Source organism: Saccharothrix luteola, assembly GCF_020859565.1.
Classification (GTDB): domain Bacteria; phylum Actinomycetota; class Actinomycetes; order Mycobacteriales; family Pseudonocardiaceae; genus Actinosynnema; species Actinosynnema luteola.
Map to the genome: position 1 here is coordinate 57,057 of NZ_JAJHUO010000006.1, position 23,724 is coordinate 80,780.

21 protein-coding genes are annotated in these 23,724 nt (G+C 71.2%); 9 read left to right on the plus strand and 12 right to left on the minus strand.

What is annotated here, in order from left to right; translation table 11 throughout:
* Positions 1 to 4: 4 nt before the first annotated feature.
* Complete coding sequence (locus LNK82_RS09700; RefSeq protein ID WP_230566594.1) at positions 5 to 988, minus strand: 2-dehydropantoate 2-reductase; 984 nt, start codon at positions 986 to 988, stop codon at positions 5 to 7.
* 189 nt (positions 989 to 1,177) lie between these two features.
* Between LNK82_RS09700 and LNK82_RS09705 the strand changes: the two genes are divergently transcribed.
* Together LNK82_RS09705 and LNK82_RS09710 are read left to right on the plus strand one after the other, a co-directional pair.
* On the plus strand, positions 1,178 to 1,915 hold the full coding sequence (locus tag LNK82_RS09705) for a GntR family transcriptional regulator (RefSeq protein WP_230566595.1): 738 nt from the start codon (positions 1,178 to 1,180) through the stop codon (positions 1,913 to 1,915).
* A gap of 256 nt (positions 1,916 to 2,171) precedes the next feature.
* Positions 2,172 to 2,378: a hypothetical protein gene (locus LNK82_RS09710; RefSeq protein ID WP_230566596.1), complete on the plus strand. Its 207-nt coding sequence runs from the start codon at positions 2,172 to 2,174 to the stop codon at positions 2,376 to 2,378.
* 63 nt (positions 2,379 to 2,441) lie between these two features.
* Here LNK82_RS09710 and LNK82_RS09715 read toward each other — a convergent pair whose 3' ends face one another.
* From LNK82_RS09715 to LNK82_RS09740, 6 genes are all read right to left on the minus strand, one after another.
* A complete protein-coding gene (locus LNK82_RS09715; protein ID WP_230566597.1) occupies positions 2,442 to 3,434 on the minus strand; it encodes a TerC family protein in 993 nt (330 codons plus the stop codon).
* 24 nt (positions 3,435 to 3,458) lie between these two features.
* Positions 3,459 to 3,998: a hypothetical protein gene (locus LNK82_RS09720; protein ID WP_230566598.1), complete on the minus strand. Its 540-nt coding sequence runs from the start codon at positions 3,996 to 3,998 to the stop codon at positions 3,459 to 3,461.
* The gene (locus LNK82_RS09725) at positions 3,998 to 5,503 is read right to left on the minus strand and encodes an Nramp family divalent metal transporter (RefSeq protein WP_230566599.1); all 1,506 of its coding nucleotides are present in this window, start codon (positions 5,501 to 5,503) and stop codon (positions 3,998 to 4,000) included. Before LNK82_RS09725 ends, LNK82_RS09720 begins: the two co-directional genes overlap by 1 nt.
* Positions 5,504 to 5,550: 47 nt before the next feature.
* The gene (locus LNK82_RS09730; protein ID WP_230566600.1) at positions 5,551 to 7,683 is read right to left on the minus strand and encodes an acetate--CoA ligase family protein; all 2,133 of its coding nucleotides are present in this window, start codon (positions 7,681 to 7,683) and stop codon (positions 5,551 to 5,553) included.
* Positions 7,684 to 7,739: 56 nt separating this feature from the next.
* Positions 7,740 to 8,969: a formyl-CoA transferase gene (gene frc / locus LNK82_RS09735; RefSeq protein ID WP_230566601.1), complete on the minus strand. Its 1,230-nt coding sequence runs from the start codon at positions 8,967 to 8,969 to the stop codon at positions 7,740 to 7,742.
* Between the two features lie 72 nt (positions 8,970 to 9,041).
* Positions 9,042 to 10,844 carry a thiamine pyrophosphate-binding protein gene (locus LNK82_RS09740; protein ID WP_230566602.1) on the minus strand — a complete coding sequence of 601 codons (1,803 nt, stop codon included), beginning with the start codon at positions 10,842 to 10,844 and terminating at the stop codon, positions 9,042 to 9,044.
* Positions 10,845 to 11,047: 203 nt separating this feature from the next.
* Here LNK82_RS09740 and sucC point away from each other — a divergent pair, with 203 nt between their 5' ends.
* Together sucC and sucD are read left to right on the plus strand one after the other, a co-directional pair.
* Entirely contained in the window at positions 11,048 to 12,208 is a 1,161-nt protein-coding gene (sucC, locus tag LNK82_RS09745; protein ID WP_230566603.1) for an ADP-forming succinate--CoA ligase subunit beta, read from the plus strand.
* 1 nt (position 12,209) lies between these two features.
* Positions 12,210 to 13,091, plus strand: coding sequence for a succinate--CoA ligase subunit alpha (sucD, locus tag LNK82_RS09750; RefSeq protein WP_230566604.1), 882 nt, complete (start codon positions 12,210 to 12,212; stop codon positions 13,089 to 13,091).
* An 81-nt stretch (positions 13,092 to 13,172) separates the two neighbouring features.
* On the opposite strand, the gene sigJ is transcribed toward sucD, so the two are convergent.
* The 5 genes from sigJ to LNK82_RS09775 all read right to left on the minus strand — a co-directional run bounded on the left by sigJ (position 13,173) and on the right by LNK82_RS09775 (position 18,100).
* Entirely contained in the window at positions 13,173 to 14,108 is a 936-nt protein-coding gene (sigJ, locus tag LNK82_RS09755; protein ID WP_230566605.1) for an RNA polymerase sigma factor SigJ, read from the minus strand.
* A gap of 10 nt (positions 14,109 to 14,118) precedes the next feature.
* Positions 14,119 to 15,300, minus strand: a complete 1,182-nt coding sequence (locus tag LNK82_RS09760) for an NAD(P)/FAD-dependent oxidoreductase (RefSeq protein ID WP_230566606.1) — start codon at positions 15,298 to 15,300, stop codon at positions 14,119 to 14,121.
* 225 nt (positions 15,301 to 15,525) lie between these two features.
* Positions 15,526 to 16,353, minus strand: a complete 828-nt coding sequence (gene fdhD / locus LNK82_RS09765) for a formate dehydrogenase accessory sulfurtransferase FdhD (protein ID WP_230566607.1) — start codon at positions 16,351 to 16,353, stop codon at positions 15,526 to 15,528.
* Positions 16,341 to 16,793 (minus strand): hypothetical protein, encoded by a 453-nt coding sequence (locus LNK82_RS09770; protein ID WP_230566608.1) that lies wholly within the window; start codon positions 16,791 to 16,793, stop codon positions 16,341 to 16,343. The genes fdhD and LNK82_RS09770 overlap by 13 nt, the downstream gene beginning before the upstream one ends.
* Positions 16,790 to 18,100 (minus strand): MFS transporter, encoded by a 1,311-nt coding sequence (locus tag LNK82_RS09775; protein WP_230566609.1) that lies wholly within the window; start codon positions 18,098 to 18,100, stop codon positions 16,790 to 16,792. Before LNK82_RS09775 ends, LNK82_RS09770 begins: the two co-directional genes overlap by 4 nt.
* A 175-nt stretch (positions 18,101 to 18,275) precedes the next feature.
* Here LNK82_RS09775 and LNK82_RS48240 point away from each other — a divergent pair, with 175 nt between their 5' ends.
* From LNK82_RS48240 to LNK82_RS09800, 5 genes are read left to right on the plus strand one after another with little or no spacing between them, the layout of a single operon-like run.
* A complete protein-coding gene (locus tag LNK82_RS48240) occupies positions 18,276 to 18,602 on the plus strand; it encodes a hypothetical protein (RefSeq protein WP_372470460.1) in 327 nt (108 codons plus the stop codon).
* Positions 18,603 to 18,639: 37 nt separating this feature from the next.
* The gene (locus LNK82_RS09785; protein ID WP_230566611.1) at positions 18,640 to 19,104 is read left to right on the plus strand and encodes a formate dehydrogenase subunit gamma; all 465 of its coding nucleotides are present in this window, start codon (positions 18,640 to 18,642) and stop codon (positions 19,102 to 19,104) included.
* On the plus strand, positions 19,101 to 20,648 hold the full coding sequence (locus LNK82_RS09790) for a formate dehydrogenase beta subunit (RefSeq protein WP_230566612.1): 1,548 nt from the start codon (positions 19,101 to 19,103) through the stop codon (positions 20,646 to 20,648). The genes LNK82_RS09785 and LNK82_RS09790 overlap by 4 nt, the downstream gene beginning before the upstream one ends.
* Entirely contained in the window at positions 20,645 to 23,455 is a 2,811-nt protein-coding gene (gene fdhF / locus LNK82_RS09795) for a formate dehydrogenase subunit alpha (protein WP_230566613.1), read from the plus strand. The genes LNK82_RS09790 and fdhF overlap by 4 nt, the downstream gene beginning before the upstream one ends.
* A gap of 17 nt (positions 23,456 to 23,472) precedes the next feature.
* Positions 23,473 to 23,688 (plus strand): formate dehydrogenase subunit delta, encoded by a 216-nt coding sequence (locus LNK82_RS09800; RefSeq protein WP_230566614.1) that lies wholly within the window; start codon positions 23,473 to 23,475, stop codon positions 23,686 to 23,688.
* Positions 23,689 to 23,724 lie beyond the last annotated feature (36 nt).

The following is a 23,724-nucleotide window of genomic DNA, read 5'->3' on the forward strand; positions in this document are numbered from 1 at the left end:
CCTCTCAGCTAGCGGCGGTGGGTGCCTTGCGCCCCAACAGGTCGATCGCGGCGTACACGCTGCGCAGGGTGGGCGCGGCGACGCCGGTGAGCCGGGCGATCTCGACGACCGCGCCGATGATCGCGTCGGTCTCCAGCGCCTTGCCCGCTTCGAGGTCTTGGAGCATCGACGTCTTGTGGTGGCCGACGCGGTGGGCGCCGGCGATGCGCTTCTCGATCGAGACGCGGGGGTGGCAGCCGACGGCGCGGGCGACCGCGATGGTCTCGGCCATCATGAGGGCGACGAGTTCGCGGGTGTCGCGGTGCTCGCACATCTCGGCCATGGTGGCGCGGGTGAGCGCGCTGAGCGGGTTGAACGCGACGTTGCCCATCAGCTTGACCCAGATGTCGTCGCGCAGGTCGGGTTCGATGGGCGCTTTGAGGCCGCCGGCGACCATCGCTTCGCTGAGGTCCGCGCAGCGCTGGGACGCGGTGCGGTCGGGTTCGCCGAGGGCGAAGCGGGTGCCCTCGACGTGCCGGATGACGCCCGGCGCCTCGATCTCGGTGGAGCAGTAGACGACGCACCCGATCGCGCGCCGGGTGTCGAGGACGGCGCTGACGCTGCCGCCCGGGTCGACGGCCTCGACGCGGGCGCCTTCGAGGGGGTGGCCGGCGAGCCCGTGGAAGTACCACCAGGGGATGCCGTTCTGCGCGGCCACGACGGCGGTGTCCGGGCCGAGCAGGGGTGTGATGAGCGGGCCGCACGCGGCGTACTGGTGCGCTTTGAGCCCGAGGAACACGTAGTCGACGTGGCCGATCTCGGCCGGGTCGTCGGTGGCGTGCGGCGCGGCGGTGAAGTCGCCGCGAGGGCTGTGGACCCGGACACCGTGGCGGCGCATGGCTTCCAGGTGCGCTCCCCGTGCGACGAGGTGCACCTCCACCCCGGCGCGGTGCAGCGCCGCGCCGACATAAGCGCCGATGGCCCCGGCCCCGAGAACTGCGACTTTCATGACGTCCCTCGCCTTCGCGATGATTGTATACAGTATGTTGTATGAAGTACCGGAGCGATAGCCCAACCGGGCGGCCGATGTGCCACGAGGTGACGGCCACTCGGCCGGGTGACTTCAGATTGCTTTTTGCATACGAAAATCTGTATGCTGAAGATCGGGCATTCCCGACACCTGCCCGAGGAGGCGACCGTGAGCCAGCCCGACGCGCCGCTGATCGGCGCGGGAACCACCCGTCGCGCGGCCCGCGAATCGCTGAGCAGTGCCGCTTCCCGCAAGGTCGAGCGGCCCGCCCCGTTGCGCCAGGCCGTCTACGAGGCCCTGCTCGACCTGATCGTCAACCGTACCCTCAAGCCCGGTCAGCACCTCGTCGAGATCGAGCTGGCCGAGCACCTGGGCGTGAGCCGCCAGCCGGTGCGCGAGGCGTTGCAGCGCCTGCAGACCGAGGGCTGGGTCGACCTGCGCCCGGCACAGGGCGCGTTCGTGCACACGCCGACCGACGAAGAGGCCGACCAGCTCCTCTCCGTGCGCAACGTCCTGGAGACGCACTCCGCGAAGCTCGCCGCCGAGCACGCCACGGCCGAGGACGTGGCCGAGCTCAAGGCGTTGCAGCGCGAGGGCGTCGAGGCGCTGAAGCAGAAGGACGTGGAACGGGTCGTCGCGGCCAACGCCGCCCTGCACGCGCGCATCACCCGGTTGTCCGGCAACGCCGTGCTGGCGGAGATGATCGCCACGGTCGACCGGCGGGTCCGCTGGTACTACGCACCGCTGGCGCTGACCCGCGGCAAGGACGCGTGGAACGAGCACGCCGAGCTGATCAAGGCGATCGCCGAGGGCGACCCCGAGGCCGCCGGCCGGGTGATGAACCAGCACACCGAGCGCACCCGGACGGCCTATCGCGCCCACATCGAAGGCACCGAGGGCCGCTGAGGGTGACGGGGCCCACCACCCCGGGCCCCGATTCGGAGCACCCAGTCCCTGGTCAAGCCACCTGAATCGAGCACAGGTGACGGGCCTCACCCTTCGCGTGTTTTGTATACGATAGTCTGTATTCTGGATGTAGCACCTCCGGTCGGTACCCCTGGTGCACGTGCGGTCTACTGGATCGCGGAGCCGCTCCGCGATGGCGCGGGCGGGCTCCGAGGAACGCTCAACCCGAGAATGAGCAAGGAAGGACGCGAACCACATGAGCACAGGCATGCCCGGGTGGCAGCAGCTCAAGAACGCCCTGACCCGTCCCGCCGGGTTCTCCGCCGACGGCAGGCGCATCGGCCTCGGCCTGGACACCGCGATGGACGCCCAGCGCCGGGAGACCGACCACGCCGTCGCGGACATCGAGCAGTACGCGAACGACCGGCGCAGCAAGGGCGAAGAGACCACCACCGTCTCCTGACGGCCGTGATCAGGCCCGACGAGGGAGCCGGACGAAGCCCGCAGCGACGCCCGGCTCCCCGGCTCACGACCCGGTCGCGCCCTCCCGCCGCACGTCCCGCTCGGCCCGCACCCGGGCCTGGCGCGACGCCAGCAGGCTCGCCGCGGTCGTGATCAGCAGCACCACGACGATGACCCCGAGGGACAGCAGGATCGGGATCTCCGGCGCCCAGTCGACGCCGTGGTGGTGCAGTGCTTCGAGGATCAGCTTCACCCCGATGAACGCGAGGATCACCGCGAGACCCTTGCCGAGGTGGACCAACCGGTCGAGCAGACCGCCGACCAGGAAGAACAGCTGGCGCAACCCCATCAGCGCGAACGCGTTGGCGGTGAGCACCAGGTAGGGCTCCTTGGTCAGGCCGAAGATCGCCGGGATCGAGTCCACCGCGAACAGCAGGTCCGTGGTGCCGACGGCGACCATCACGATGAGCATCGGCGTGACCACCCGCCGCCCGTCCACGCGGGTGGTCAACGCCGCGCCGTCGTACCGCGGGGACGTCGGCAGCACGCGGCGCACCGCGCGCAGCGCCGCGTTCTCGTGGAACTCGCCCTCGTCGTCGCCCGGCCCCTCCTTCAGCAGCTTCCAGGCGGTGAAGATCAGGAACGCGCCGAAGACGTAGAACAGCCAGTCGAACCGGGCGATCGCCCCGGCGCCGAGCGCGATGAACACCGCGCGCAGCAGCAGGGCCAGCACCACGCCCACGACCAGGACCTTCTGCCGGTACTCGCGCGGCACCGCGAACCGACCCATGATCAGCACGAACACGAACAGGTTGTCCACGCTGAGCGAGTACTCGGTGATCCACCCGGCGAAGAACTCGCCGCCGTACCGAGGACCCGCGAACGCGAGCACGCCGAGCCCGAACAGCACGGCCAGCCCGACGTACACCGAGACCGACACCAGCGATTCGGAGAACGACGGGTCGCGCGGGTTGCGCGCCACGAGGTAGAAGTCGAACGCGATCACCGTGGCGATCCCGATCAACGTCGCGATCCAGACCCAGGTGGGGAGAACCATCTGTGCGAGCCCTTCGCTAGGCGGTCACTTCGTCCGTGCCGTCGTCTCCCGGGCGGCGCGCCTCCGTCGGGCGCGTGCCGACGACTCCCGCAGCACGCGGGCGTGCGTCACGTAGCGCTCGTACCACCGCTGCGCCAACGGGTTGCGCGCACGCACCTTGTCGAGCCAGTGCGGCGCGATCCGCTCGTGCAGCCACAGGAAGCCGATCGCCCAGCCGAAGCTGACGATGCCCTGGTAGGCCAGGAACCCGAGCACGTCGTCGGGCGGGGTGAACCCGCCGCCGAGCAGGACACCCGTCGAGGTCTCCGCCACCAGCCTGGCCATCGGGAAACCCACCAGCCAGTACAGGGCGGCCGGTGCGAACACGCCGAGCCGGAACCGCCCGCCGCCGACGAGCAGGCCGAAGCCGCCGCCGAGCAGCCCGAGCGGCACGGCCATGGCCAGCGCGGTGGCCGCCGCCCACGCGGCGGGGTGGCCGACGAACGCCGACAGCGCCCCGGCGATCAGGCCGCCGACCGCGCCGACGACGGCGCCGGGGACCGCCAACTCCACCCGGTCGCGCATCAGCCCACCACCACGCCGAACCGGAGCAGGCTGTAGACCAGCATGCCGAGGTAGAACACCGCGCCGAACCCGATGATCAGGTTGGTGAGCAGTCCGGGCCGGATGGGTTTGGGCAGCATCCGGTTGTTCACCAGCAGCAGGACGACGCAGTAGGCGCCCATGGCGAACGTGGACAGGAACGCGAGGACGTCGAGGATCGCGCCGGGTCCGTCGGCGGGTCCGAACAGCAGGATGACGATGCCGAACGCGATGACGCCCCACAGGAAGCCGGCATAGAGGTAGGACATGCGGAACCGCTTCGCGCCGGGCACGAAGTGGTAGGTCATGTCCGCCTGGCCGCGGGAGAACGAGTCGAACAGGCCGAGCGTGGCGTTGAGGCCGATGAGCGCGATGAACCCGAGGAACACGCCACCGAGGACGGGTCCGCCCGCCGCGGCGAAGGAGTCGGACATGGCGTTGAGCGCGGCTTCCCGCTCCCCCGCGTGCAGCAGCTCCTTGACGTCGGGGCTGGTGCGGCTGGCGGCCTGCGCCAACACCGTGAACGACACGGTGACCAGCATCGTGACGCCCCAGAACAGCAGCAGCGCGTCGAACGTGACCCAGCGCCGCCAGCCGCGCCACTTCGCCATCTCGGCGGGGTCGTCGGTGTCGAACATGAACCCCCGCGCGGGCATGGCCTCTTCCTCGCCGGCGTGGCGCAGGCCGCGGATGCGGGGGATGTGGGAGCCCATCCCGGCGCCGCTGTCGCGCAGGTGCAGCGTGTACCACATCTGCTGCATGCCCGACGGTCCGGCGAACGCGATGGAGCCGACGATGATCGGGAACCAGGCCGCGCTGAGCGCCTCCGGCGGCAGGTAGCCGAAGTGGAACATGCCGGTGACCGTGGACACCACGTCCGACCAGGTGCCCACCATCGCGGCCACCACGGCCGTGCCGACGACGAGCAGCCCGATGAGCAGGGACAGCACGTTCTCCAGCAGGTTGTAGATCACCTTGGCCATGCTGAACAGGACGCCGACGAGGATCAGGCCCACGCACGCCGACACGGTCCACGGTATGCCGGTGAGCTCCTCCAGGGCGGCGGCGCCGGCGGAGAGGTGCCCGGGCCAGATGTAGACCAGGATCGCGACGGTGAAGAAGAACCACATGATCGGTTTGAACACGCGGGCCGCGCCGAAGAAGATGCTCTCACCGGTGGCCATCGCGTAGCGGGCCATCTCCAGCATGACCACGGCCTGCAGCGTCACGCCGATGAGGAACAGCCATCGGATCTCCGGGCCGAACAGCAGCACCAGCCGCGGCCACATGTAGGACTCGCCCATGCCGACGCCGAGCGCGACGAGGAACACCGTCGGGCCCAGGATGTGGATGGAGGGCGGGGCGTCGGGCAGCTTCCTGATGGGCATCGCTTCCAGCCGCCCCGCCCGCCACACGCGTTCCTCCGGCGGAGGCGTGGTGACGTCCGCGCCCGACCGCGGTTCGGCGGGTGAGTTGGGTGTATCCACAACGGACCTCCCGGTGAGTTACAGCTTTTGAAGGCGGGGCTCCCCCTTCACAGCAGCCCGGCGGAGCGGGCCCAGCGGTACTTGGCGCCGAGCACGGCGACCGGCTTCTCCGTGGTGTACGGGTAGGCGACGACGCCGTGCCGGTACAGGTGTTCACTGGCTTCTTCGACTTCCACGTCGCCGGAGAGAGAGGCGACGACGGGCTTGTGGATCCCCTGGTCCCGGTAGTGCCGGACGACCTCGACGACGAGTTCGGCGAACACCATCGGCGGCGTGACGATGGTGTGCCAGTAGCCGAGGATCAGGGCGTGCACGCGCTCGTCCTCCAGGCCGAGCGCGATGGTGTCGCGGTAGGTGGAGGGCGGTTCGCCGCCGGTGATGTCGACGGGGTTGCCCGCCGCGCCGAACGGCGGGATGAACCGCCGGAACGCCGCGTCCAGGTCGGCCGGGATCTCCATGAGGGAGAGTCCGTTGTCGACGCACGCGTCGGACAGCAGCACGCCGGAGCCGCCCGCGCCGGTGATGATGACGACGTTCTCGCCCTTGGGCGTGGGCAGCAGGGGCACGCCGCGCGCGTACTCCAGCATGTCGTTGAGACCGGGGGCGCGGATGACGCCGCTCTGCCGCAGGATGTCGTCGTAGACCTTGTCGTTGCCGGCCAGTGCGCCGGTGTGCGAACTGGCGGCTTTCGCGCCTTGGGCGGTGCGGCCGGCTTTGAGGACCACGACGGGTTTGTGCGCCGACACGCGCTTGGCGGTCTCGGCGAACGCGCGGCCGTCCTTGAGGTCTTCCAGGTGCATGGCGATGAGCTGGGTGTTGTCGTCCTGCTCGAAGAACGTGAGCAGGTCGTCCTCGTCGATGTCCGCCTTGTTGCCGACGCCGACGATGGAGGACACGCCCATCCGGGCGGAGCGGCTGAACCCGAGGATCGCCATGCCGATGCCCCCGCTCTGCGAGGACAGGGCGACCCCGCCCTTCACGTCGTACGGGGTGCAGAACGTAGCTGAAAGACTTTCGGGTGTGTAGTAGTAGCCGTAGATGTTCGGGCCGAGGACGCGCACCCCGTGCTTGCGCGCGATGGCCACGACCTCGTCCTGCAACTCGTGGTTACCGGTCTCGCCGAAGCCGGACGGGATGAGGATCGCGCCCGCCACGCCCTTCGCGCCGACTTCTTCGAGCGCGGCGGGCACGAACTTCGCCGGGATCGCGAACACCGCCACGTCCACGTCGCCGGGCACGTCGGTGATGCTGCGGTAGGCCTTGCGGTCGAGGATTTCGTCCGCTTTGGGGTTGATCGGGTAGATCTCGCCCCGGTAGCCGCCGTCGACCAGGTTGCGCATCACCGAATTGCCGATCTTGCCGGTCTCGTTGGACGCGCCGATGACGGCGACCGCGGCCGGTTTCATGATCCTGTTCATCGAGGCCAGGATGTCCTCCTGGCTGAACCGCACCGGTTCGCGCGCGGCGTCTTGGTCGACGAGGATCCGCACGTCGACGGCCGTGGCGCCGTCCGGTGTGGCCAGCACCGGGTTGAGGTCCACCTCGGCGAGCTCCGGGAAGTCCGTGACCAGGTCGCCGACCCGGCGGATCAGGTCGGCGAGCGCGTCCCGGTCGGCCGGCGCCGTGCCGCGCACACCGCGCAGGATCTCGGCGGCGGCGATGCCGTCCACCATGGACATCGCCTCGGCGGTGCTGGTCGGCGCGAGGCGGAAGGTGACGTCCTTGAGCACCTCGACCAGCACGCCGCCCAGGCCGAAGGCGACGACCTTGCCGAAGGTCTCGTCGGTGGTCGCGCCGACGATGACCTCGTGGCCGGAGGTCATCAGCCGCTGCACCTGCACGCCGACGACGTCCGCGTCGGCCTGGTAGGCGACGGCGTTGGCGATGATCGTGTCGAAGCCCGCCGCCACCTCCTCGGGCGTGGTCAGGCCGACCAGCACGCCGCCCGCCTCGGTCTTGTGCAGGATGTCCGGCGAGACGATCTTGAGCACGACCGGCAGGCCGATGTCGGCGGCCAGCGCGACCGCCTCGTCCCGCGACGCGGCCAAGCCCTCGGCCGGGGTCGTGATCCCGTAGGCCTCGCACACCAGCCTGCCCTCGGGCGCGGTCAGCGAGGCGCGCCCCTCGGCGGTGACCGCCGCGATGATCCGTTCGACCGCTGCCCGGTCGTAGTCCGGCATGACGTCTCCTTGGGTCCTTGGGTCGTGTGCTCGCGGTGGGTCGGTGGGGCTCGACCTCAGATCGCGCCGATGGACTTGAGCTTGGTCAGCTGCTCGGGCAGGTAGCCCAGTTCGGCCAGCACCTCGCCGTTGTGCTCGCCGAGCAGCGGTGAGCGCTGGACGTCGACCGGCGAGTCGGACAGCTTCAGCGGGCTGCCCACGGTCTTGTAGGCGCCCCGCTCGGGGTGCTCGACCTCGACCACGGCGCCGAGGTCGGCCAGCGTCTCGTCCTCGATCAGCTCCCGGGTGGACAGGATCGGGCCGCACGGGATGTCGTGGGCGTTGAGCGCGTCCATGACCTCCCACTTGGTGTGCCGCTCGGCCCACTCCTCGATCAGCGCGAACGCCTTGTCCAGCTTGTCCAGCCGGGCCTCCGGCGTGGCCCACGCCGGGTCGTCGGCGAGCTCGGGCTTGCCGATCAGCTCGGTGATCGGCTTCCAGCCGACCGGCTGGATGATCACGTAGATGTAGTCGTTGGGACCGCCGGGCGCGCAGCGCACCGCCCAGCCCGGCTGCCCGCCGCCGGAGGCGTTGCCCGAGCGCGGCACCTCGTCGGCGAACGTCTCGTTCGGGTACTCGCCGAGCGGGCCGTGCGCGAGCCGCTGCTGGTCGCGGAGCTTCACCCGGCACAGGTTGAGCACCGCGTCCTGCATGGCCACCTGCACGCGCTGGCCGCGGCCGGTGGACGTGCGCTGGTAGAGCGCGGCGAGGATGCCCGCGACCAGGTGGATGCCGGTGCCCGAGTCGCCGATCTGGGCGCCGGTGGCCAGCGGCGGGCCGTCCTCGAACCCGGTGGTGCTCATCGAGCCGCCCATGGCCTGCGCGATGACCTCGTAGGCCTTGAAGTGCGCGTACCGGCCCGCGCCGAAGCCCTTGATCGACGCGTACACCAGGCCGGGGTTGAGTTCCCGCAGCCGGTCCCAGGTGAACCCGAACCGGTCGACCACGCCGGGGCCGAAGTTCTCCACCAGCACGTCCGCGGTGGTGACGAGCTGACCGAACACGGCCTTGCCCTCGTCGCTCTTCATGTTCAAGGTGATGCTGCGCTTGTTCGCGTTCAACATGGTGAAGTACAGGCTGTCCACACCGGGCAGGTCGCGCAGCTGGCCGCGGGTGATGTCGCCCCGGCCCGGCGCCTCCACCTTGATCACGTCCGCGCCCAGCCACGCGAGGATCTGCGTCGCCGACGGTCCGGATTGGACATGCGTCAGGTCCAGGACCCGGACGCCGTCGAGAGCCTTGCCCATGGCACGTCCTCCTTGTGTGCGGTCTTCTGTCTCGCTGGGATCAAGGGAACTCCTTGGCGTATAACGAGAGCGTTACTTGTACATCGTCTGGTTCACGGTTCCCGGCGCGTACGCGTCGGGGTCCACCCAGACGTTGATCAACGACGGCAGGCCGGACTCGCGGGCGCGTTGCAGGGCGGGCGCGATGTCCTCGGGGTCGCGGACCTCTTCGCCGTGACCGCCGAGCATCCGGGCGAACTCGTCGTAGCGGACGTCGCCGAGGGTGTTGCCGACCCGTTCGCGGGCCACGCCGTACTTCTGCGCCTGGCCGTACCGGATCTGGTTCATCGACGAGTTGTTGCCGACGATGCCGACGAACGGCAGGTCGTAGCGCACCAGCGTCTCGAAGTCCCAGCCGGTGAGGCTGAACGCGCCGTCGCCGAACAGCGCCACCACTTCCTTGTCCGGCCGGGCCAGCTTGGTGGCCAGCACGAACGGCACGCCGACGCCGAGCGTGCCCAGCGGCCCGGGGTCCATCCAGTGCCCGGGCGACTTGGGCTGCACGACCTGGCCGGAGAACGTGACGATGTCGCCGCCGTCGCCGATGTAGATCGAGTCCTCGGTCAGGAACTCGTTGATCTCGTGCACCAGGCGGTAGGGGTGGATCGGGGTCGCGTCGGAGCGCAGCTGCGGCAGCCGCTTCTCGCGCGCCTTCTCCTCCACGGCCCGGAGTTCCTCCAGCCAGGGCTTGCGGGCCACCGCGCCGTTGTCCGCGCGGCCCGAGGCCGCTTGCGTGACCGCGGCGAGGACCAGGTTCGCGTCGCCCACGATGCCCAGGTCGATGTCGCGGTTCTTGCCGACGGTGCGGTAGTCGAGGTCGATCTGGACGACGGTGGCCTTGGCGGACAGGCGGCGGCCGTAGCCCATCCGGAAGTCGAACGGCGTGCCGACGATGACGATCACGTCGGCGTTGTCGAACGCGTACCGGCGGGAGAGCTGGAAGTGGTGGGGGTCGCCGGGCGGCAGCGTGCCGCGGCCCGCGCCGTTCATGTAGGCGGGGATGTCGAGCGCGCGGACGAGCTCGATCGCCGAAGCGGTGGCGCGGGTCGTCCAGACCTGGCTGCCGAACAGGACGACCGGCTTCTTCGCGTGCACCAGCAGGTCGGCCAGCCGTTCGACCGACGCCGGGTCGCCCGCGTTGCGGGTGGACGCGCGGTAGCGCCCGGCCTCCGGGATCCGCGCCTGGTCCACGCGCACCGACGCGTCCAGCACGTCGCGCGGGATCTCCAGGAACGACGGGCCCGGCGCGCCGTTGAACGCCTCGCGGAACGCCATCGACACCAGGTCGGCGATGCGCGCGGTGGACGGCACGGTCGCGGCGAACTTCGTGATCGGGGTCATCATGTCGACGTGCGGCAGGTCCTGCAGTGAGCCCATCTTGTGCTGGCTCAACGCGCCCTGGCCGCCGATCAGCAGCATCGGGCTCTCCGCCCGGAACGCGTTCGCCACGCCGGTGACCGCGTCGGTGGTGCCCGGACCCGCGGTCACGACGGCGCAGCCCGGCTTGCCCGTGACGCGGGCGTAGGCGTCCGCGGCGTGCGCGGCCACCTGCTCGTGCCGCACGTCGATCACCGCGATGCCCTCGTCGACGCAGCCGTCGTAGATGTCGATGATGTGGCCGCCGCACAGGGTGAAGATCGTGTCGATGCCCTCGGCCTTGAGGGCCTTGGCGACCAGGTGACCGCCGGAGATCAGTTCCGGGCCCGGGTCCGTGTCCCCGGTCGGGGTCGCGCCGGTTTCGCCGGTCGCGGTGGTTCCGCCGGTCGGCCCTGCGTTGGTGGCGACCTCACCGGTCGGTCCTGCGTTGTTGCCCGTGTCGGTCGCTGTCCGCGCCATGTGCTGGTCAACTCCTTCGATCGCGGTCGGCCCGTCTCTGAGAGGTGGGGTCCCGACCCTGGAACCGGCCCGGTTGTAGATTGCATACCGTATGGGGTAGCCCATATAGTTACGCCTTGTTCGCGCCGATGTCCAGAGGTCGGGACGATCGGGCCTTCAGCGCCCGCCATCGGCGCCCCACCGCGCGGAGAGGACTTTCTGCCGTGGATCTGCACGAACACCAAGCCAGGGAGCTGTTCGCGGCGCACGCCGTCCCGGTGCCGCACGGCCTGCTCGCCGTGACGCCGGACGAGGCGCACGCCGCGGCGACGTCGATCGGCGGGACCGTCGTGGTGAAGGCGCAGGTGAAGACCGGTGGCCGGGGCAAGGCGGGCGGCGTGAAGCTCGCCCGGACGCCGGAGGAGGCGCGGGAGGTCGCGTCCGCCGTGCTCGGGATGGAGATCAAGGGGCACGTGGTGCGCGAGGTGCTCGTGGTCGAGGCGAGCGAGATCGCGGAGGAGTACTACTTCTCGTTCCTGCTGGACCGGGCGAACCGGACGTTCCTCGCGCTGGCCTCGGTCGAGGGCGGCGTGGACATCGAGGAGGTGGCGGCGCGGCGGTCGGACGCGGTGGCGCGGGTGCCGGTGACGTCGGTGGACCTGACCGTCGCGCACGAGATCGTGACGGCGGCCAAGTTCCCGCCGGAGGTGGCGGACCGGGTCGCCGACGTGGTCGTGCGGCTGTGGGAGGCGTTCGTGGCGGAGGACGCCACGTTGGTCGAGGTGAACCCGTTGGTGCGGACGCGCTCGGGTGAGGTCGTGGCGGTGGACGGGAAGATCACGTTGGACGCGAACGCCGGGTTCCGGCATCCGGAGCACGAGGGGTTGGCGGATTCGTCGGCCGGAGATCCGTTGGAGGCGGCGGCGCGAGGGCGTGGGTTGAACTACGTGAAGCTGGACGGTCAGGTGGGGGTGATCGGGAACGGGGCGGGGTTGGTGATGTCCACTTTGGATGTCGTTGCCCGTGCGGGTGAGCGGCGTGGTGGCGTGAGGCCGGCGAACTTCCTGGATATCGGAGGTGGAGCGTCCGCGCAGGTCATGGCCGACGGGCTGGACATCGTCCTGAACGACCCGGACGTGCGGTCGGTGTTCGTGAACGTTTTCGGCGGCATCACGGCGTGCGACGCGGTCGCGGACGGGATCGTGACGGCGCTGGGGATGCTCGGCGACGCGGCCACCAAGCCGTTGGTGGTGCGGTTGGACGGCAACAACGTGGAGCAGGGCAGGCGGATCCTCGCCGAGGCCGCGCACCCGTTGGTGACCGTGGTGGACACGATGGACGACGCGGCCGACCAGGCCGCCGAACTCGCTGCCGTGGGGGTGTGAGATGGCCGTCTTCATCACGTCGGGAAGTCGCGTGATCGTCCAGGGCATGACCGGGGCGGAGGGCGCGAAGCACACCAGGCGGATGCTCAAGGCGGGCACCCGGGTCGTCGGCGGGGTGAACCCGCGCAAGGCCGGCGAGGTCGTCGACTTCGACGGTCACGTGCTGCCGGTGTTCGGTGGCGTGGCGGAGGCCATGGAGGCGACGGGCGCGGACGTGACGGTGGTGTTCGTGCCGCCGGCGTTCACGAAGGACGCGGTGGTCGAGGCGATCGACGCCGGGATCGGGTTGGCGGTCGTGATCACGGAAGGCGTGCCGGTGCACGACACGGCGGCGTTCTGGGCGCACGCGGTCGCGTCGGGCGGTCGGACGCGGATCATCGGGCCGAACTGCCCCGGGGTGATCAGTCCGGGCAAGTCGAACGCCGGGATCATCCCGGATGACATCTGCGGGCCCGGGCCGATCGGGTTGGTGTCGAAGTCGGGGACGTTGACGTACCAGTTGATGTACGAGCTGCGGGATGTCGGGTTCACGACGGCGGTGGGGATCGGTGGTGATCCGGTGATCGGGACCACGCACATCGATGTGCTGGCGGCGTTCGAGGCGGATCCGGAGACGTCGGCGATCGTGATGATCGGTGAGATCGGTGGGGATGCGGAGGAGCGGGCGGCCGAGTACATCCGGTCGTTCGTGACGAAGCCGGTGGTGGCGTACGTGGCGGGGTTCACGGCGCCGGAGGGCCGGACGATGGGGCACGCGGGGGCGATCGTGTCCGGGTCGGCCGGGACCGCGCAGGCGAAGAAGGAGGCGTTGGAGGCGGTGGGGGTTCGGGTTGGGAGGACGCCCAGTGAGACGGCGCAGTTGTTGCGGGAGTTGTTGGGGTAAAGACTAGTGGGGGCGCGGGTTGGGGGGATTTGGCGCGCGGCCGGCGGCCCGGGACCTCCCGCGGAGTTCGGCCGATGGTGATCACCAGGAGTCGACGAGTGGGGCGTCGTGCTCGTGCCGTCGCCATTGTTCGGCCACGCGGCCGAGCCGGGTTGGTGAGGCCATGCCGCGCATGGTCGCGACCTTGCCGTCACGGACCTCCAGGACGCCGACGCCCACCACGCGGTCGTCCACCACGGCGATCACGGCTGGGCAGCCGTTGACGAGGCCGGCGTGGATCGCCAGGTTCCCGCCGACCAGCTTCCGCTTCGCCGGGGTCGGTTTGAAGCCGGCGCGCATGGCTATGGCGACGCGCTCGGGGCCCGAGTACCGCAGCAGCTTCTCGGCCAAGCCGGCGCCGTCGGAGATGGCGGTCGCGTCGGCGGTCAGCAGGGCCACCAGGCGTTCGGTCTGGCCGGAGGACGCGGCGGCGATGAACGCCTCCACGATCCGGCGTGCGGTGGCGCGGTCGACCTCGGTGGTGTGGCGCTCGGCGGCGACGTGGCGGCGGGCGCGGTGGGCGTGTTGTTGGCTCGCGGACTCGGTGATGTCGAGGATCTCGGCGATCTCGGCGTGGGTGTAGGAGAAGGCCTCGCGCAGGACGTAGACGGCGCGTTCGACCGGCGGCAGGCGTTCCATCAGCGTCAGCACCGCCAGGGTCACCGATTCTCGCTGCTCGGCGGTGTCGGCCGGGCCAAGCATCGGGTCGCCGTCCAGCAGCGGTTCGGGCAGCCAGGTGCCCACCGCGCGTTCGCGCCGCGTCTTCGCCGAGCGGAGGCGGTCGAGTGACAGGTTCGTGACCACCTTGGTCAGCCACGCCTCTGGCACGTCGATGTGGTCGCGATCGGCGGCCTGCCAGCGCAGGAACGCGTCCTGCACGGCGTCCTCGGCGTCGGCGGCCGAGCCGAGCAGGCGGTAGGCCAACGAGGCCAGCCGGTCCCGGCTGGCCTCGAAACGCGCCACGGTCGCGCTGTCCATGAGCGTCACGCTAGGCGATGACAGCCTCGGCGGCGCGGTCGGGCGCGGCGGTGACGCGGTGCCTGCGCGTCGGCATCCCGAAGGTCGGGTGGGCCATGCCGAAGGCCGCGCCACGGAGGACGGCCGCCTTGAGGCGCGCGGCCGGGCGACCGCGCAGGGCCCAGGTCTTCGACCGGGCGTCGCCGTCGACCACTTGGAAGATCGCGTCCTTCCGGCCGAGGCTGATGTGGTTGCCGACGTAGACCAGCGAGGTCTTCGGGATCTCGCGACCGGTCAGGTCGCCGACGATCGCGGCCACCGCCTGCTTGGCGGTGTACCCGGCCGAGGCGCAGGACATCGGCAGCGGCCGGCCGTTCTCCCCGATGACGTGGACGCTGTCGCCGATGGCGTAGACATCGGGGTGCGAGACCGACCGCATCATGCGGTCGACCAGGATCTGACCGTTGTCGGTGACCTCCAGGCCGCTGGCGGCGGCGATGGGGTGGACGGCGAAACCGGCCGCCCACACGGTGGCGTCGGCGGCGAGGGCGGTGCCGTCGGCGGTGATGGCGCGTGCTGCCTCGACGCGCTCGACGGTGGTGTGCTCGTGGACGGTGATGCCGAACCGGTCGAACGCGCGCAGCAGGTGGCGGCGGGCCTTCGGGCCGAGCCAGCCGCCCAGCTCACCGCTGGTGGCGAGGGTGACGGCGAGTTCGGGCCGGGATTCGGCGATCTCGGTGGCGGCCTCGATCGCGGTCAGGTTGCCGCCGACGACCAGCACCGTCCCGGTGCCGCCCAGCTCGTCCAGGCGCTGCCGCAGGCGCAGGGCCGCGGGCCGGGCGGCGATGGGGAAGGCGTGCTCGGCCACGCCCAGGACGCCGTGGTCGGCGGCCGTGCTGCCGAGCGCGTAGAGGAGGGTGTCGTAGTCGAGTCGGTCGCCGTCCGCCACGGTGACCGTCCGCCGCTCGGCGTCGACGGCGGTGACCCGCGCCAGTCGCAGGCGGATGCCGGTGCCCGCGAAGAGCTCCGCCAGGTCGTAGCGGCGCAGGTCCTGGCCCGCGGCGAGCTGGTGCAGGCGCATCCGCTCGACGAAGTCGGGCTCGGCGTTGACGACGGTGATCTCGACGTCGTCGGCGTGCAGGCGGCGGGCGAGTTGTCCGGCGGCGTAGCCCCCGGCGTAGCCGGCTCCCAGGACGATGATGCGGTGCTTCATGTTCACGCTCCTGTCGGGTTCGCTCGTCCTCTGAACGGGACAGCGCCTCGATCCCTGACAGGTTTCGGCTGTGGCGTGGGTCACCCCGGCGCAGGTCGGTGTTCGACGCCTTGCCGGACCTGGTCAGTCGATACTGCGGGTGCGGTGGTGGCGACGGCGTTGCGGCACGAGTCGGGTCCGGACGACCGCCGAGGTGCGCGGCCTCGGTCCGGTCAACGGCGACGCCTACCGCTCGACCAGGCGGTGGCGGCCCGCGTAGACGTTCATCGACGTGCCGCGCAGGAAGCCGACCAGGGTCATGCCGACGTCCGCGGCCAGGTCGACGGCCAGCGACGACGGCGCGGAGACGGCGGCGAGCACGGGGATGCCGGCCATCGCCGCCTTCTGCACCAGCTCGAACGACGCCCGGCCGCTCACCATCAGGACGGTGGAGGTGAGGGGCAGGCCGCGGTGCTTCAGGCCCCAGCCGTGGACCTTGTCCACCGCGTTGTGCCTGCCGACGTCCTCCCGCAGGCACAACAGCTCGCCCTCCGCGTCGAACAGGCCGGCCGCGTGCAGGCCGCCCGTGCGGTCGAAGACCCGTTGGGCGGCGCGCAGTTCGTCCGGCAGCACGGCGAGGGTCTCGGCGTCGATGGTGAGCGGGTCGTCGGCCACCGGCCAGGTGGCGCTGGTGCGCACGGCGTCGAGGCTCGCCTTGCCGCACAGGCCGCAGGACGACGTCATGTAGAAGTTGCGCTCGATCGACGGGTCGGGCGGTGGCACGCCCGCCGCCAGCACGACGTCCAGCACGTTGTAGGTGTTGCCGCCGTCGGTGGTCGCGCCCGCGCAGTAGCGGATCGAGGTGATGTGCTCCGCGGCGCGGACCACGCCTTCGCTGACCAGGAAACCCGCCGCCAGGTCGAAGTCGTCACCCGGCGTGCGCATGGTCACGGACAGCGGTTTGCCGGCGACGCGGATCTCCAGCGGCTCCTCGACGGTGAGGGTGTCCGCGCGGGCGTCGGCCACGCCGTCCACCACGCGCACTACCCGTCGCCTGCTCGTCACTCGTCCCATGTGGACACTCCTCGTCTCGGCACAGCTCGGCACAGCTCGGCGCACTCGGCCAGCAGGCGGCGCAGGGCTTCGTCGCGGTGCTCCCCCGCCGCGAGCGCCACCTCCTTGGTCGCGCGGTGGACCGCCAGCGCGGGCCACCACCTCGTCCACCGGGCACGGGGGCGACCCGCCGCGCGGAGGCAGTGCTCGACCAGGGCGTCCGCGCAGCGGGCGGTGGAGGTGCCGATCAACGGCACCGCGAAGACCAGCAGCGCACGGCGGCCGTCCGGCGTGCTGAGGTCGTTCACGCGGCGGGCGACGGCGCCCAGGACCGGGTGCACGGTCGCCGGCCGGTCGGTCCACTCCTCGTCCGCCAGCGCGGACACCAGTTCCAGCAGGCAGCAGCCGTGCGCCGGGGTGACGTGCCGCCCCGGCGCCAACCGGGGCAGCCGGGTGGTCACGACGCCTCACGCGGGTGCGGCAGCAGCTGGCGGGGGCGTCCCGGCCGGCTGAACCGCCCGCCCAGCGCCGCGCCGGCCACGCCGAGCACGGCGGCGGTGAGGAACGGGCTGGCGTAGCCGTGCGACACGACGACCAGGGACGCCAAGCCGACGCCGAGGACGCCGCCGAGGGCCTTGGCGCTGTAGATGACGGCGAAGTTGAGCGGCGCGGTGTCCTCGCCGAAGTACTCGCGCACGAGTCCGACCAGCAGCGAGTAGCAGCAGCTCGTGCCGAGACCGGCCACGCCCGCGCCGACCAGCAGGGCGACGGCGTCCTGCCGCTGACCGCCGAACAGCAGCACGAGCTGGGCGAGGCCGCCGGTCGCCATCGCCAGCCGCAGCGTGAGCCGCCTGCCGATGGCCTCGGAGATCCGGCCCGCGAGGATCCGCCCCGCCCCCGCCGACGCGGCCAGCACCGCCAGGGCCACCGCCGCGAACACCGTCCCGTCGGCGAAGGCGGCCAGGAACACCAGGTCGAACAACGACACCGCCGCCGCGAACACCACCGTCACGTACATCGGCACGAGGACACCGCTGCGCAGCGCCTCCCCCGGCTTGAAGTGGCGGATGGCGGGGCGGTTGCTGCGGTGCGTGCGCCGTTCCCGGTGGCGAGGGTCGACGTCGGCGGGCCACCAGTTCGGTGGCGGGTCGCGCAACGGCAGGCCGCACGCGGTCACGACCACCAGCACGACCAGTGCCGCGACGGACAGGAACGCGGTCCGGCTGCCCGCGTCGAACCAGAGGCCGGCCGCCAGCGCGAACGGCACGCCGCCGAGCGCGAACGCGCCGGTGATCAGGGAGATCCGGCCGGTGACCCGGTCGGGGAACCAGCGGATGACAGTGCCGACGCACGTCGCGTAGACGAGACCGGTGCCGACGCCGCCGACCAGCGAGTAGCCGAGGTGGACGACGAGCAGGTGGTCGGCGGAGCCGAGGGTGAGCAGGCCGATCGCGCCGAGCACGGCGCCGAGGACGACGGCGGCGCGCGGTGGCAGCAGGCCGCGATCGCGCAACCACGCGGCCGGGAACGCGATGCCCGCCTGGCACGCCGTCCAGAGCGCGAACGCCCAGCACAGCTCGACCAGGCTCCACCGCTGCGCCAACACCGGCACCAGAGCGCCGAACCCGTACTGGGCGGTGCCGGTGACGAGCATGGCGATGCCGCTGAGCCAGGCGATCCGGCCGCGTGGACGGCCCAGCAGCTCGTGGTCCGACTCACCGATGCGGTAGCGGCGGCCGTAGACGTCGAGGACTTCACGCACCTGCATGAGGATCACCCTCCTTGCAGATTGTATACAGTATTGAGTAGCCTAGCGCCTGTATGCATTCCTGAACACCCCTCAAGCGGACCCCCTGCGCACCCCCTGGACCGAGGCGAGGCAGGCGGCCCGACAGGCGGGGAAGCCGTTGGACGTGGTGTTGGCGTCGCCGTTGCGCGCACTGGTGGCCGTGCCGTCGTTCGGCAACTCGGCGATGGACGGATACGCGGTGGCGGGGTGCGGACCGTGGATCGTGGCCGGGCGCGGGCGGGTGACATGGCGGGTTCGCTGCACAGCGGCCACGCGGTCGAGATCGCGACCGGCGCGCCCCTGCCGTGCGGTGCAGACGCCGTGCTGCCGTGGAACACGCCGAGGTCGCGGACGCGTGAGTGATGGGCGACGTGGGGCCGGGTCGACACGTCCGGCGGGTCGACGAGAGCTGCCCCGGGTTCGGCGGTGGCGAGGTCGAGGCGCTGCCTGTCGCCAGCGGGAGCAGAGGCGTACAGTTTGAATACGGTATACAGTCTGCGGGCGACAGTGGAGGCCACATGAGCGTGGTGGAACGGGTGCTCGCCGTGATCGAGGCGCATCGCGGCGACCGGGGCGCGCTGCTCCCGATCCTGCACGGCATCCAGGCCGAGTTCGGCTACGTCGACCAGTCGGTGATCCCGTTGGTGGCCAAGGAGCTGAACCTGTCGCGGGCGGACGTGCACGGCGTCGTCACCTTCTACAGCGACTTCCGCAGCGAGCCCGCTGGCCGCGTCACCGTGCAGCTGTGCCGCGCCGAGGCGTGCCAGTCGGTCGGGTCCGAGCGCTTGGTCGCGCACGCCGAGGCCGCGTACGGCGTGCAGGTGGGCCAGACCGGCGCGGACGCGGCGGTCACCCTCGACCAGGTGTTCTGCCTGGGCAACTGCGCCCTCGGACCCGCCGCCCGGGTCAACGGGCGGCTGCACGGACGGCTCGACCCGGCCCGGCTGGACGGGCTGGTCGACGCGGAGATGGAGCTGCGATGACCACCACCGTCTACGTCCCGCGCGACGCCGCCGCGCTCTCGGTCGGCGCGGACGCCGTCGCCGCCGCGATCACCCGGGAAGCCGCGCTCACGGGCCGGGCCGTCCGGGTCGTGCGCAACGGCTCGCGCGGCATGCTGTGGCTGGAGACGCTGGTCGAGGTGGCCACCGACGCGGGCCGGGTCGGGTACGGGCCGGTGACCGCCGAGGCCGTGCCCGCGTTGGTCGCCGCCGGGATGTTGGACGGCGCGGAGCACGGGTTGCGGGTCGGGGTGGTCGAGGAGCTGCCGTGGTTCCGCGCGCAGCACCGGCTGTGCTTCGCGCGCGTCGGCGTCACCGACCCGTTGTCGCCCGACGACTACCTCGCGCACGGCGGGATGACGGGTCTGCGGCGGGCGTTGGCGATCGGACCGGCGGCGACGGTCGCCGAGGTGACCGACTCCGGGTTGCGCGGACGTGGCGGCGCGGGGTTCCCGGCGGGCATCAAGTGGAAGACCGTCGCGGACACGCCCGGCGAGCTGAAGTTCGTGTGCTGCAACGCCGACGAGGGCGACAGCGGCACGTTCGCCGACCGGATGCTCATCGAGGGCGACCCGTTCTGCCTGATCGAGGGAATGGCCATCGCGGCTTTCGCGGTCGGCGCCACCGAGGGCTACATCTACATACGGTCGGAGTACCCCGAAGCGGTGCGGACGTTCCGCCGGGCGATCGACATCGCGTACGCGCGGGGTTGGCTCGGGGACGACGTGCTCGGTTCCGCGCTGAAGTTCGACCTGATGGTGCGCGTCGGCGCGGGCGCGTACATCTGCGGCGAGGAGACCTCCATGCTGGAGAGCCTGGAGGGCAAGCGGGGCGTGGTGCGGGCGAAACCGCCGATCCCCGCGATCACCGGCCTGTTCGGCAAGCCGACCGTGGTGAACAACGTGCTCACGCTGGCGTCCGTGCCCGCGATCCTGGCCGACGGCGGCGCGTCCTACCAGGCGTTGGGCGTGCAGCGGTCGCGGGGCACGCAGGTGTTCCAGCTCGCCGGGAACATCGCGCGCGGCGGCGTGTTCGAGTCGGCGTTCGGCGTCTCGCTGCGCGACCTGGTCGAAGTGCACGGCGGCGGCACGCTCTCCGGCCGGCCGGTGCGCGCGGTGCAGGTGGGCGGGCCGCTCGGGGCGTACCTGCCGGCGTCCGGGCTGGACCTGGCGATGGACTACGAGGCGTTCGCCGAGGCGGGCGCGATGCTCGGCCACGGCGGCATCGTGGTGTTCGACGACACCGTGGACATGGCGTCGATGGCGCGGTTCGCGTTCTCGTTCTGCGCGGAGGAGTCCTGCGGCAAGTGCACGCCGTGCCGGGTCGGCGCGGTGCGCGGGGTCGAGGTGATCGACCGGATCGTCGGCGGCGAGGACGTCGACGACAACCTCGCCCTGCTGGGCGACCTCTGCGAGCTGATGGCCGACGGGTCGCTGTGCGCGATGGGCGGCCTCACGCCCAACCCGGTGCGGAGCGCGCTGCAGCACTTCGCCGACGACTTCACCCCAAGGAGGGCCACCCCGTGACGATCTTGAAGGAACCGGACTTCGGCACACCGGCCGTGACGTCCTCGACCTCGGTGACGGTGGAGGTCGACGGCATCCCGGTGACCGTGCCCGCCGGCACGTCGGTCATGCGCGCCGCCGCGACCAGCGGCATCGACATCCCCAAGCTGTGCGCGACGGACAGCCTGGAGGCGTTCGGGTCGTGCCGGCTGTGCCTGGTGGAGATCGACGGGAGGCGCGGCACGCCCGCGTCGTGCACCACGCCGGTCGCCGACGGGATGAAGGTGCGCACCCAGACGCCGAAGCTGGCGAAGCTGCGGCAGGGCGTGATGGAGCTGTACATCTCCGACCACCCGTTGGACTGCCTGACCTGCTCGGCCAACGGCGACTGCGAGTTGCAGGACATGACGGGCGCGGTCGGGTTGCGGCAGGTGCGGTACGGGTACGAAGGCGAGAACCACCTGTCGGCGGCGAAGGACACCAGCAACCCGTACTTCGACTTCGAGCCGTCCAAGTGCATCTCGTGCTCGCGGTGCGTGCGGGCGTGCGGCGAGGTGCAGGGCACGTTCGCGCTGACCATCGAGGGTCGGGGGTTCGAGTCGCAGGTGTCCGCGGGCGGCGTGCCGTTCATGGAGTCGGAGTGCGTGTCGTGCGGCGCGTGCGTGCAGGCGTGCCCGACGGCGACGTTGCAGGAGAAGTCCGTGGTACAGCTGGGCATGCCCAGCCGGACGGTGCTGACCACGTGCGCGTACTGCGGTGTCGGGTGCTCGTTCAAGGCCGAGCTGCGCGGTGACGAGCTGGTGCGGATGGTGCCGTACAAGGACGGTGGCGCGAACGAGGGCCACTCGTGCGTGAAGGGTCGGTTCGCGTTCGGCTACGCCACGCACCCGGACCGGGTGACGTCGCCGATGGTGCGGGAGAAGATCACCGATCCGTGGCGCGAGGTGTCGTGGGAGGAGGCGATCGGCTACACCGCGTCGCGGATGCGGGAGATCCAGGCCTCGCACGGGGTCGGCGCGATCGGCGGCATCACGTCGTCGCGGTGCACCAACGAAGAGGTGTACGTGGTGCAGAAGCTCGTGCGGGCGGCGTTCGGGAACAACAACGTCGACACGTGCGCGCGGGTGTGCCACTCCCCCACCGGCTACGGGCTGAAGCAGACGTTCGGCGAGTCCGCGGGCACCCAGGACTTCCGGTCGGTGGCGGCGGCGGACGTGATCGTGGTGATCGGCGCCAACCCGACCGACGGGCACCCGGTGTTCGCGTCGCGGATGAAGCGGCGGCTGCGGGAGGGCGCGAAGCTCGTCGTGATCGACCCGCGCCGGATCGACCTGGTGCGCTCGCCGCACGTCCAGGCGACCCACCACCTGCAGTTGCAGCCCGGCACGAACGTGGCCGTGGTGAACGCGTTCGCGCACGTCGTCGTGACCGAGGGGCTGGTGGACGCCGACTTCGTGGCGTCGCGGTGCGAGGGGTACGAGGAGTGGGCGGAGTTCATCGCGCGGCCGGAGAACAGCCCGGAGGTGGTCGAGTCGATCACGGGGGTGCCGGCCGCGGAGATCCGTGCGGCGGCCCGGCTGTACGCGACGGGCGGGAACGCCGCGATCTACTACGGGCTGGGCGTGACCGAGCACAGCCAGGGGTCCACGATGGTGATGGGCATGGCGAACCTGGCGATGGCCACCGGCAACGTCGGCCGGGACGGTGTCGGCGTGAACCCGTTGCGCGGGCAGAACAACGTGCAGGGGTCGTGCGACATGGGGTCGTTCCCGCACGAGCTGCCGGGCTACCGGCACGTGTCGGACGACGCGGTGCGGACGGTGTTCGAGCGGGTGTGGGGGCGCAGCATCCTGCCGACGCCCGGCCTGCGCATCCCGAACATGTTCGACTCGGCGATCGCGGGCACGTTCCGCGGGCTGTTCGTGCAGGGTGAGGACATCGCGCAGTCCGACCCGAACCTCGCGCACGTGACGGCGGCGCTGAGCGCGATGGACCTCGTCGTGGTGCAAGACCTGTTCCTGAACGAGACGTCGAAGTTCGCGCACGTGTTCCTGCCCGGCACGTCGTTCCTGGAGAAGGACGGCACGTTCACCAACGCCGAGCGGCGGATCAATCGGGTGCGACCGGTGATGGCGCCGAAGACCGGCAAGCACGAGTGGCAGATCGTGTGCGAGCTGGCGGCGGCGCTGGGCTACGACATGCCCTACACGCACCCGCGCGAGATCATGGACGAGATCGCGGCGCTGACGCCGACGTTCGCGGGGGTGTCCTTCGCCGCGCTCGACCGGCTGGGCAGCATCCAGTGGCCGTGCGACGAGGACGCGCCGGCCGGCACGCCGACCATGCACGTGGACTCGTTCACCCGCGGCAAGGGCAGGTTCGTGCCGACGTCGTTCGTGCCGACGAGCGAGCGCACGACCCGCAAGTTCCCGTTGATCCTGACCACGGGGCGGATCCTGAGCCAGTACAACGTGGGCGCGCAGACCAGGCGGACGGCGAACATCGCCTGGCACCCGGAGGACGTGCTGGAGATCCACCCGCACGACGCCGAGGTGCGCGGGATCGGCGACGGCGACTCGGTCACGCTCGCGAGCCGGGTCGGGGCGACGTCGCTGCACGCGGTCATCTCCGACCGCATGCCGGTCGGTGTCGTGTACACGACGTTCCACCACCCCGTGACCGGGGCGAACGTGGTGACCACGGAGAACTCCGACTGGGCGACCAACTGCCCGGAGTACAAGGTCACCGCGGTCCAGGTGGCCCTGCGCGCCGAGGGCGCGGAGGCGGCGGCGGTCCCGGGCACGCGTGAGCGCGCGGTGGTCGACTGACTTCCACAGGAGCACCCATGAGCGGCACGATCCCACCGACGGTCCGCCTGGCGAACGAGATCGCCCGCCAGTTCCACCACCAACCACCGGCGACCGCCGCGACCGCCGTCGCCGGCCACATCGAGCGCTTCTGGGACCCCCGGATGCGCACCGACCTGCAACACCACGTCGTCACGTCCCCGGAGTCGCTCGACCCGGTGGCGTTGGCGGCGGCCAGGCTGGTCGGCTCCTGAGTCCTGCCGGGGTGGCCCGCGTCCGCCGGACGCCGG